Source organism: Mesorhizobium sp. M1A.F.Ca.IN.022.07.1.1 (assembly GCF_003997575.1).
GTDB lineage: Bacteria > Pseudomonadota > Alphaproteobacteria > Rhizobiales > Rhizobiaceae > Mesorhizobium.
Genome location: NZ_RZST01000226.1, coordinates 1 through 9,655 on the forward strand (window position 1 = coordinate 1; position 9,655 = coordinate 9,655).

A 9,655-nucleotide genomic window follows, 5' to 3' on the forward strand; every position below is an offset into this window, starting at 1 on the left:
TCGTCATCCACGGGCGGAGCAAGGAGCGAAGCGACGCGGCGGAAGCTTTCGCTAATGGCAAGCGTATGCGCATCGACGGGAGGACCTACCGCGCCAGCCCGAAAATCGCATCGCAGTCGAGATGCTTCTCCAGCTCGGCCGCGACCTCGTCCAGCGCCTTCTCGACCTCGGCGCGATAGTCGATGCCCCCATCCTTGACCCCGAGGCTCGCAAGGTAGGCCGCGCGAAAAGCGTCCGCTGCAAACAGCCCATGCAGATAGGTGCCGATAACCTTGCCATCGGCGGAGACCGCGCCGTCCTCGAGGCCGTTGATGATCGCCGAAGGCCGCGCGGCGTCCGGGCCGGTGGTGCGGCCGAGATGGATCTCGTAGCCTTCGAGCGGCAGGCCGAATTGCACCGAATGAGCGCTCGAGTTGCGCACCGTCTTTTCCGGTTCCATCACCGTCTCGATGTCGAGCAGGCCAAGGCCCTCCGTCTCGATGACGCTGCCTTCGATGCCATCGGGGTCGCGAACCTTGCGGCCGAGCATCTGATATCCGCCGCAGATGCCGACGACATGGCCGCCGCGTTTGCGGTGCGCGGCAAGGTCGCGATCCCAGCCATTCTCGCGGAATTTTATCAGATCGCCGATGGTCGATTTCGAGCCCGGAATGACCACCAGCCCGGCATCTTCCGGGAGCGGCTTTCCCGGCGGCACGAACACCACCTCGACCTGCGGCTCGGCCTTGAGCGGATCGAGATCGTCGAAGTTGGCGATCCGCGCCAGCATGGGCACCGCCACCTTCAGCGCCCGCCTTTCGCCCGAGGCAAGTCGCTCGAGCACAACCGAATCTTCGGACGGCAGCCTTGCCGCGGACTTCAGCCAGGGCACGACGCCGAAACAGCGCCAGCCGGTAAACTTGCCGATGGCGCTGACCCCATCGTCGAACAGCGAGACATCGCCGCGGAACTTGTTGATGAGATAGCCGGCGATCATGCGCCGGTCTTCCTCCGGCAGGATCAGATGCGTGCCGGCGACGGAAGCAATGACGCCGCCGCGGTCGATGTCGCCGATAAGCACCACCGGGACGTTGGTACGCGTGGCAAAGCCCATATTGGCGATGTCGCGGCTTCTAAGGTTGATCTCGGCCGGCGAGCCGGCGCCCTCGACGATGACGAGGTCGGCGTCCTCGCCGACCTTCGCCCAGGAATCGAGCACCGCATCCATCAGCCTGGCCTTCATTGCCTGATAGTCGCGCGCCCGCGCCTCGCCAAAAACCTTGCCCTGCACCACCACTTGCGAGCCGATGTCGCTTTGCGGCTTGAGCAGCACCGGGTTCATGTGCACGGTCGGCCTCACCCCGCAGGCCAGCGCCTGCAGCCACTGCCCGCGGCCGATCTCGCCGCCGCCGGTCTTGTTGTTGCCGGGGATGTCGGCGACGGCGGCGTTGTTGGACATGTTCTGCGGCTTGAACGGCCTGACCTTCAGTCCGCGTTTTTTTGCTGCCCGGCAGAGCCCCGCCACCAGCACCGTCTTGCCGACATCCGAGCCGGTGCCTTGCAGCATGATCGCCCTGGCCATCAGCCCCTGCCCTCCGCGCCGATGATCGATTTCTGCGCGAGCGGTCCACCTCGCCAGATATAGAGCGCCATCAGTGGCTCCTTGCCGGTACGCATGGCGTGATTGACGTTGGACGCATGGTGGATGATTTCGCCCGCCGCTCGAACCCGAAAGCCGGCCCCGCCCATGCGCCACTCGGTGCTGCCGGTCAGCGGAATGTAGATCTCCTCGGCGGTGTGGTGGTGGTCTGGGTAGACACTGTCGGGCCCGAGGATCAGCAGGCCGCCCGCGACCTCGTCATTGGCGAAATGCCCCCGCGTGCCGAACACCTCCAGCCAGCCGTAATTGTCGATGAAGAGCTGTCCGAAATCGGCAGCGGTATAAGTCTGGCCCCAGCACAGCTCATTGCGATGGTCCGCGATGAACCGCGTCACCGGCCCGGCGTCCCGCGGCGCAAGCTCCGCAATCCGATCGAGATGGCGAAGGCAACGAAGCGCACGTGGTTCGCGCGAACGAGAGGGCATGTGCCAATCGATGCGCGCGACGGCGTCCGCAACCAGATCGCTGTCGATGCCGGCGAGATAGAAGTGGAACCGGTCCAGCAGCTGATCGAAAATTGTCGGCACGCAAGACTCCGTTGATCAATCCATGCACAGCCGGTCCGCGGCGGGCTGGGTTGCGCGGCGGCATCATTGGTCTAGATTGATCGCTGCGCAAAGCCAAAAACGACAGGCCACAAGGCCTGAAACGACAGGGAGCACGCCATGGACGCTGCAGTCGATGCGGGCACTGGCCAATTCGAACTCACCGAGCAACAGCGCGCCATGAAGGAGATGGCTGAGGCCTTCGCGGCCGATCGGGTCGCGCCGAACGCGCTCGACTGGGACCGGGCAAAGCACTTTCCGGCCGACGTGATCCGCGAGACCGGGCCGCTCGGCCTGGGCGGCATCTATGTCCGCGACGATGTCGGCGGCTCGGCGCTCGGTCGGCTGGATGCGGTGCTGATCTTCGAGGCGCTGGCGCATGCCGATCCGGCCTTCTCCTCCTTCATCTCCATCCACAACATGGCGGCGTCGATGATCGACCGCTTCGGCAGCGACGAGCAACGCCGGCGCTTCCTGCCGAAGCTGACCTCCATGGAATGGCTGGCGAGCTATTGCCTGACCGAGCCCGGCTCCGGCTCCGATGCCGCCGCCTTGAAGACGAGAGCGGTGAGGAGCGGCGGCGACTATGTCTTGAACGGCGCCAAGCAGTTCATCTCCGGCGCTGGCGACAGCGACCTCTATGTCGTCATGGCGCGCACCGGCGGCGACGGGCCCAAAGGCATTTCGACCCTGGTGGTGCCCAAGGATGCGCCCGGCCTCTCCTTCGGCGCCAATGAGCACAAGATGGGTTGGCATATGCAGTCGACCCGCCAGGTCATCTTCGAGGATTGCAAGGTGCCGGCCGAGAACCTGCTTGCCACCGAAGGCGCGGGCTTCGGCATCGCCATGGCCGGGCTCGACGGCGGCCGGCTCAACATCGCCGCCTGCTCGCTGGGCGGCGCGCAGTCGGCGCTCGACAAGGCGCTCGCCTACACGAGCGAGCGCAAGGCCTTCGGATCGAAGATCAACCAGTTCCAGGCCCTGCAGTTCAGGCTGGCCGACATGGAGACGGAGCTGCAGGCGGCCCGCATCTTCCTCTATGCCGCCGCCTCGAAGCTCGATCGCAAGGCGCCGGATGCCGGCAAATGGTCGGCGATGGCCAAGCGCTTCGTCACCGACATCGGCTTCGACATCGCCAACGAGGCGCTGCAGTTGCATGGCGGCTACGGCTATCTGCACGATTACGGCATCGAGAAGCTGGTGCGTGATCTGCGCGTCCACCAGATCCTCGAAGGCACCAACGAGATCATGCGCGTCATCATCGCGCGAACGCTGATCGGCCGCTGAAGCAGCAAATTTCGGGAGACAACGATGGCAACGATCGCCTTCATCGGCCTTGGCAATATGGGCAACCCAATGGCTGCCAACCTCGTAAAGGCGGGGTATGCGGTGCAAGGCTTCGACCTCGTGCCGGAGAACCTCACGATCGCAAAAGAGCATGGCGTCACCGTCATGGCCAATGCCGTCGCCGCGGTGAAGGACGCCGACGTGGTGATCACCATGCTTCCCGCCGGCAAGCATGTGTTGTCGGTCTACGAGGACATCGCGCCCAAGGCGAAGAAAGGCGCCTTGCTGATCGATTCCTCGACCATCGATGTCGAATCGGCACGCAAGGCTCACGCCATTGCCGCCAGGCACGGCTTGCCTTCGATCGACGCGCCTGTGTCCGGCGGCACCGGCGGCGCCACCGCCGGCACGCTCACTTTCATGGCCGGCGGGTCGGATGTAGCATTCGGCTCTGCCGAGCCGATCCTGAAGCCGATGGCCGGCCGCATCGTTCATTGCGGCGGTGACGGCGCCGGCCAGGCCGCCAAGATCTGCAACAACATGATTCTCGGCATTTCGATGATCGGCGTCGCCGAAGCCTTTGTGCTCGCCGAGAAACTCGGCCTGTCGCACCAGGCGCTGTTCGACGTCGCCTCCACCTCCTCCGGCCAGTGCTGGTCACTGACCACTTACTGCCCGGTGCCCGGCCCTGTTCCGGCGTCGCCCGCCAACCGCGACTACAAGCCGGGATTTGCTGCCGCCCTCATGCTCAAGGACCTGAAATTGTCGCAGGAGGCCGCGCAAAGCGCCGGCGCCGTGACGCCTCTGGGCGCCGAGGCGACGCAGCTCTACGCTCTGTTCAATGCGCAGGGCAACGCAGGCGCCGACTTTTCCGGCATCATAAATTTCCTGCGCGGCGATCAAACCTAAGCAGCTGCTTGCAAAGGGTTATTAGCAAATTTTTTCGACAGAAATCCGGCAAATTTAGATTTGCTTAAGGTCTCGCTAACTCACCGGTAACGATGTGCCTTTAAAACGGACTGCGAGGCGGACATCGCAACCGCCCGGCGCTCCGGATCAGGTCTCGCGTACCGGAGCCCGTAAGTTTCGCAGGTCTCGAGTAGCGAAACGCCATGCGTATCTGGCAAAGCCGCGTTCCCTTCTGGGACGCGGTTTTTGCGTCTCGGCAAGGCTTCGCTGCAGATTCGGGTCGCCGGGCACCCTCCAGCAAGGGCGCCCGGCTGTGTTTTCTCAGCGCTTCCGCAAATCCGCCTCCGCAAGGTCGAGCGCCTTGGCGATGCGCTCGCAGGCCATGTCGATGGTGTCGCGCGTCCAGATCAGCGGCGGCGACAGTATCATCGTGTCGCCGGTGGCGCGCAGCATCATGCCCTGCGAGATCGCGTGATCGCGCACGACGACCGCCGCACTTCCCGACGGCAGGTATCGTTCCTTGGTCGCCTTGTCCTTGACGATCTCTATCGCACCCATAAGACCGATCGAGCGCACCTCGCCGACCAGCCTGTGGCCGGCGATGCGCTCCTGCAGCGCCTGCGCGAAATAGGGACCGGTGTCGGTCCTGACGCGCTCGACCAGACCTTCCCGTTCAATGATCTCGAGGTTCTTCAGGGCCACCGCGCACGCGACCGGGTGACCGGAATAGGTGTAGCCGTGGTAGAACTCGCCGCCCTTTTCGACGAGCGTCCTGCTGATGCGGTCGCCGACCAGGAGCGCCGACAGCGGCTGGTAGCCGGAGGTCAGCGCCTTGGCGGTGGTGATGGTGTCGGGCTGGACGTCAAAGGTCTGCGCCGCGAACCATTCGCCGGTGCGGCCATAGCCGGTAATCACCTCGTCGAGCATCAAGAGCACATCGTATTTGCGGCAGATGCGCTGCACCTCCGGCCAGTAGCTGATCGGCGGGATTTTCACACCGCCCGCACCCATCACCGGCTCGCCGATAAAGGCCGCGACCTTGTCGGCGCCGGCTTCGAGGATGGCGTCCTCGACGGCCTTGGCGGCGCGCAGGCCGAAATCGTGGTCGCTTTCGCCGGCCAGCGCGAGCTCATAGGCATAGGGCATCATCACATGGACGATGTTCGGCACCGCGCCGCCGAGCTGCTTGTGCATGGGCTCCATGCCGCCGAGCGAGGTGCCGGCGATCGTCGAGCCGTGATAGGCCATCTTGCGCGAGATGATCCGGTTCTTCTCAGGCTTGCCTTCGAGCGCCCAATAGTGGCGCACGAGCCGCAGCGCTGTGTCGTTGGCCTCGGAGCCGGACGAGCCGTAGAAGACCTGACCGACATGCTCCGGCGCCAGTTCCGCCAGCTTCTGCGACAGCAGCACCGGTGTAGGCGTCGAACACTTGAAGAAGGAGTTGTAGTAGGGCAGCTCCTTCATCTGGGCGCAGGCGGCCTCCGCCAGTTCGTCGCGGCCGTAGCCGACATTGACGCACCAGAGGCCCGCCATGCCGTCGAGGATTTCCGTTCCGTCGGAATCATAGATGAACGGCCCTTTGGCGTGGGTGATGATGCGAGAGCCCGCTTCACGCAGTTCCTTATGGTCGGTGAAGGGATGAAGGTGATGCGCGGCATCGATCTGCTGAAGCTGCTTCAGCGAATAGTTCTGATAGGTCATGGGTTTGTCTTTCCTCTTGAATCAATCCGGCGGTGGCCGGGGCGGATTCGTCAGAGGAAACGGGGCGGCGAATAGCCGATGCGGGCGCAGAGCCGCAAAAGCTCGGCGCGCAGCGTGCGCGGTGACGGCGTCACCGCGACCCCGAAGGCGCCTGATGTGCTGATGCGGACCATGGCGGCACCTTAAGCCGCCAACGGCCAGCAATTCAAGCTGGACCGGCAAGCGTGCGATGCAGAAAGACGTAGCGCATCGCCGTTTGCGCGGCCTGGGGCCGGCGATCGCCGCGCCCGCCATGGCCGCCTTCGGTCTCCTCGAAGAACAGCGTCTTGCCGTGACCGGCGGCCTGGAGCCGCGCCGCCATCTTGCGCGCATGCCCCGGATGGACGCGGTCGTCCGCGGTCGAGGTCATCAGCAGCACCGGCGGATAAACGGCACTGGTCGCCACACGCTGATAGGGTGAATAGGCGGCGAGCCATGCAGCCTCCTCCGGCTTTGACGGATCGCCATATTCCGCCATCCACGAGGCACCGGGCGGCAGTTCGGTGTAGCGCAGCATGTCGAGCAGCGGCACGTCGATGATGACGGCGCCGAACAGCTCCGGACGCTGCGTCAGCGAGACGCCGGTCAGCAGGCCGCCATTCGAGCCGCCCTGGATGCCGAGTTGTGCCGCCGTGGTGATGCCGCGCCTGACCACATCCTCGGCGACCGCGGCGAAATCATCGAACGCTTTCTGGCGCTTGCCCTTGAGCGCCGCTTGATGCCACGCCGGGCCGAACTCGCCGCCGCCGCGGATATTGGCCTGCACATAGGCATTGCCCTTGTCCAGCCAGAGCCTGCCGCGGATACCGGCATAGCCGGGCAAGAGCGGTACTTCGAAGCCGCCATAGCCATAGAGCAGCGCCGGCACCGGTCCCGTCTGGTCGCGCCGCCTGACGACGAAATACGGGATCATCGTACCGTCCTTCGAGCGCGCCTCGAACTGCTCCGAAACATAGGGCGATGCATCGAAGCGCGCCGGCTGCGATTTCACGGTTTGAAGCGAGTCGCCATTGTCGTCCGACCAAATGATCGAGCTCGGCGTCAGGAAATCGGTGAAGGAGAAGGAGACGCTGGAGCCGAAATGCTCGGCATGGCTGATGCCGACATTGCCGTTGTCGGGCAGGTCGACCGGCTTCACCGACCAGCCATTGCCGGTGCGGTCGCAAACGACGACCTTGCCGCGCACATTGTCCATCAGGTTGATGAACAGCCGGTCCTGCGTCCTCGAGAGACCTGCGATTGAAACGCGGTGCTCCGGTTTGAGCAGCGTCTCGACCGGCTCGAACGAACCGGTTTCAATCCAGCGGTCGAAATCCACGGAATAGAGCCCATCCGGCAGGCAGCGCGTGCCGTCCGGCGCCGTCCACGGACTGCGGACGCCAAAGACCAGCTGTCCCTTGAAGATCGCGGTGTCGGTCGCGTCGTCGGGCAGCGGGATGCGCCGGTTCTCGCCCGAAGCCAGCCGAAGGAAACTGTGCGAGGTGAAGAAGTCGATGGTCTTGCCGAGCATGACAAGTTTCTTGTCGCCATCGAACTCCACGCCGCCGCCGACCGCGAGATGATTTTTTTCGCCCTCGAAGATCGGCGTCGCCTCCTCCAGCTTCGTGCCACGCCGCCAGAGCTTGATCACCCGCGGATAGCCTGACTGAGTTTTGTCCTCGTCCTCGAAAGCCGCCGAGACGATCACCGTATCCCTGTCCAGCCAGGAAAACCCCGACTTCGAAGCCGGTGCCCGGAACCCGTCCTCGACGAAGGATTTCTTCGCAATGTCGAACTCGCGCATCTCGCTGGCGTCGCCGCCGTCCGGCGACATGAACAGCAGGCAGCGGTCGAAATCGGGATAGAGCCGGCTCGCGCCACCGAACACCCATTTCACGCCTTCCTTGGCCGAGAGCTGATCGAAATCGAGGATCGTTTCCCAATCCGGCTTGTCGGTCTTGTAGGAGGCGACTGTCGCGCGGCGCCACAAGCCCAGCGCGTTGGTCTTGTCCTGCCAAAAATTGTAGACGTAACCGGCGAGCGCCGATCCGACCGGGATATTGTCCTCGGCCGTCATCAGGTCGAGCGCGGTCTCGAATGCCGCCTGATAGGATGGATCGCCCTGCAGTTCGGCGACAGTCGTCGCATTCTGGCGATGGACCCACTCAAGCGCTTCCTTGCCGTTGCGATCCTCCAGCCACAGGAAAGGATCCTCGACCGGCAATTCAGGCTGGGTTTGGGTCATCGGGCTGGTCATGCTGGTCTCCGGGTCTGGCGGCCCTGCCTACATCGCGTTCGCCGTGCCAACATTCAAGAGCAGCGCTGCCTGCGCTCAGCCAGCCGGCCCTACATCACCCGCCGGCGAATGACGGTGGCTACAGCCAGCGCCGCGCAGATCGCGCCGAGCGTCACCGGAAGCCCTGCGGCGCCGATCAGGTCCATCACACCGCCGGTCAGCGGCGGCACGAGGATGCCACCGACGCCCCACATCAAGGAGAAGGAGGCATTGCCCGCGACCAGCGCCGAGCCGGTAAAACGCTCGCCGAGCTCGATGATCGACATCGTATAGATCCCGTAGGACACCGCGCCCCAGATGAAGACGCAAGGCCAGATCAGCGGCGTCTCGATGAGCGCCGGCAAGAGCGCGCAGCCAAGAACCGTCACCGAGACACAGCCGAATCGCACGAGGCGCGCCGTCAGTCTTTCGGCGAGCAGGCCGAGCGGCACCTGCATGGCGATGTTGCCGGCGATCATCGTCGACAGCAGCGCCGACATGCGCGTCTCGGGAATGTCGAAGTGGGTGCCATAGACGGGAAGCAGCGCCAGCACCGACTGCTCGAAACCGGCGGCGGCGACGACCGCCGACAGGAGCAGCCAGGCGAGCGGCATGAAGCCCAGCACAGAAACTTTTTCACCTGCCTCGTCGACCCTAGGCAGACGTTTCACCACGACCGCCAGGCAGGCGCCGCAGAAAAGAAAAGCAAAGATGCCGACCAGAAAAGGCGGCCAACCCTCCGTGCCGACCGCCAGCAGGCAGAGCGGTCCGGCCGCGAACCCAGCCGAGATGATGGTCGAATAGATGCCCATGACGCGCCCGCGCCGCGACGGCGGCGCCAGCGCGATCACCCAGATTTCGCTGAGCACATAAAGCGGATTGGTGACCGCGCCGACCAGGAAGCGCAGTGGGAACCACAAATAGACGTCCTGGGTCCAGCCGATCAGCGCCAGCACCAGGGCCGAGAGCCCGGCGCAGATGAGCGCAGTCCGCCCCGCTCCGAACCGGCGCGCCAGCCCCGGGATCAGCGGCGAGGACAGGATGAAACCGACCGGCGTCATCGCGGCCGACAGGCCGATCACCGCCGGCGACACGCCCTGACGCTGCAGGATGAAGCTCAGCAGCGGATAGGAAAGCCCCTGCGCGATGGCGAACACCGACACGGTCGCGATCACGCCGGTAATCGCGGCCCACTGCACCGTCTCGCCGGTCTCCGATTTCACCAGAGCCATCATTCCTGCTCCATTCAACGGAGGCTTAGCCCCTTCCGTCTTCTCCCCT

General features: G+C 64.5%; 8 protein-coding genes. 2 read left to right on the forward strand and 6 right to left on the reverse strand.

Going from position 1 to position 9,655, the window contains the following annotated elements; genetic code table 11:
* Positions 1–85: 85 nt before the first annotated feature.
* Both EOA75_RS22170 and EOA75_RS22175 read right to left on the reverse strand, forming a co-directional pair.
* On the reverse strand, positions 86–1,561 hold the full coding sequence (locus EOA75_RS22170; protein WP_127325156.1) for a cobyric acid synthase: 1,476 nt from the start codon (positions 1,559–1,561) through the stop codon (positions 86–88).
* Positions 1,561–2,166, reverse strand: coding sequence for a dimethylsulfonioproprionate lyase family protein (locus tag EOA75_RS22175; protein ID WP_127325157.1), 606 nt, complete (start codon positions 2,164–2,166; stop codon positions 1,561–1,563). The genes EOA75_RS22170 and EOA75_RS22175 overlap by 1 nt, the downstream gene beginning before the upstream one ends.
* Positions 2,167–2,304: 138 nt before the next feature.
* Here EOA75_RS22175 and EOA75_RS22180 point away from each other — a divergent pair, with 138 nt between their 5' ends.
* Positions 2,305–3,471 carry an isobutyryl-CoA dehydrogenase gene (locus EOA75_RS22180; RefSeq protein WP_127245701.1) on the forward strand — a complete coding sequence of 389 codons (1,167 nt, stop codon included), beginning with the start codon at positions 2,305–2,307 and terminating at the stop codon, positions 3,469–3,471.
* Between the two features lie 24 nt (positions 3,472–3,495).
* Entirely contained in the window at positions 3,496–4,380 is an 885-nt protein-coding gene (gene mmsB / locus EOA75_RS22185; protein ID WP_127325158.1) for a 3-hydroxyisobutyrate dehydrogenase, read from the forward strand.
* 321 nt (positions 4,381–4,701) lie between these two features.
* On the opposite strand, the gene EOA75_RS22190 is transcribed toward mmsB, so the two are convergent.
* From EOA75_RS22190 to EOA75_RS22205, 4 genes are all read right to left on the reverse strand, one after another.
* Positions 4,702–6,081: an aspartate aminotransferase family protein gene (locus tag EOA75_RS22190; RefSeq protein ID WP_067329356.1), complete on the reverse strand. Its 1,380-nt coding sequence runs from the start codon at positions 6,079–6,081 to the stop codon at positions 4,702–4,704.
* A gap of 50 nt (positions 6,082–6,131) precedes the next feature.
* Positions 6,132–6,254 carry a capsid protein gene (locus EOA75_RS22195; protein ID WP_066999731.1) on the reverse strand — a complete coding sequence of 41 codons (123 nt, stop codon included), beginning with the start codon at positions 6,252–6,254 and terminating at the stop codon, positions 6,132–6,134.
* A gap of 32 nt (positions 6,255–6,286) precedes the next feature.
* On the reverse strand, positions 6,287–8,356 hold the full coding sequence (locus EOA75_RS22200) for a prolyl oligopeptidase family protein (RefSeq protein ID WP_127325159.1): 2,070 nt from the start codon (positions 8,354–8,356) through the stop codon (positions 6,287–6,289).
* Between the two features lie 89 nt (positions 8,357–8,445).
* Positions 8,446–9,606: an MFS transporter gene (locus EOA75_RS22205; protein WP_127214072.1), complete on the reverse strand. Its 1,161-nt coding sequence runs from the start codon at positions 9,604–9,606 to the stop codon at positions 8,446–8,448.
* Between the last annotated feature and the right edge of the window lie 49 nt (positions 9,607–9,655).

What these genes read in the sequence shown, in the direction of transcription:
- mmsB (WP_127325158.1), top strand. Translation starts at nt 3,496, where the DNA reads ATGGCAACGATCGCCTTCATCGGCCTTGGCAATATGGGCAACCCAATG.
- EOA75_RS22180 (WP_127245701.1), top strand. Translation starts at nt 2,305, where the DNA reads ATGGACGCTGCAGTCGATGCGGGCACTGGCCAATTCGAACTCACCGAG.
- EOA75_RS22200 (WP_127325159.1), bottom strand. Translation starts at nt 8,356, where the DNA reads ATGACCAGCCCGATGACCCAAACCCAGCCTGAATTGCCGGTCGAGGAT.
- EOA75_RS22190 (WP_067329356.1), bottom strand. Translation starts at nt 6,081, where the DNA reads ATGACCTATCAGAACTATTCGCTGAAGCAGCTTCAGCAGATCGATGCC.
- EOA75_RS22195 (WP_066999731.1), bottom strand. Translation starts at nt 6,254, where the DNA reads ATGGTCCGCATCAGCACATCAGGCGCCTTCGGGGTCGCGGTGACGCCG.
- EOA75_RS22170 (WP_127325156.1), bottom strand. Translation starts at nt 1,561, where the DNA reads ATGGCCAGGGCGATCATGCTGCAAGGCACCGGCTCGGATGTCGGCAAG.
- EOA75_RS22205 (WP_127214072.1), bottom strand. Translation starts at nt 9,606, where the DNA reads ATGGCTCTGGTGAAATCGGAGACCGGCGAGACGGTGCAGTGGGCCGCG.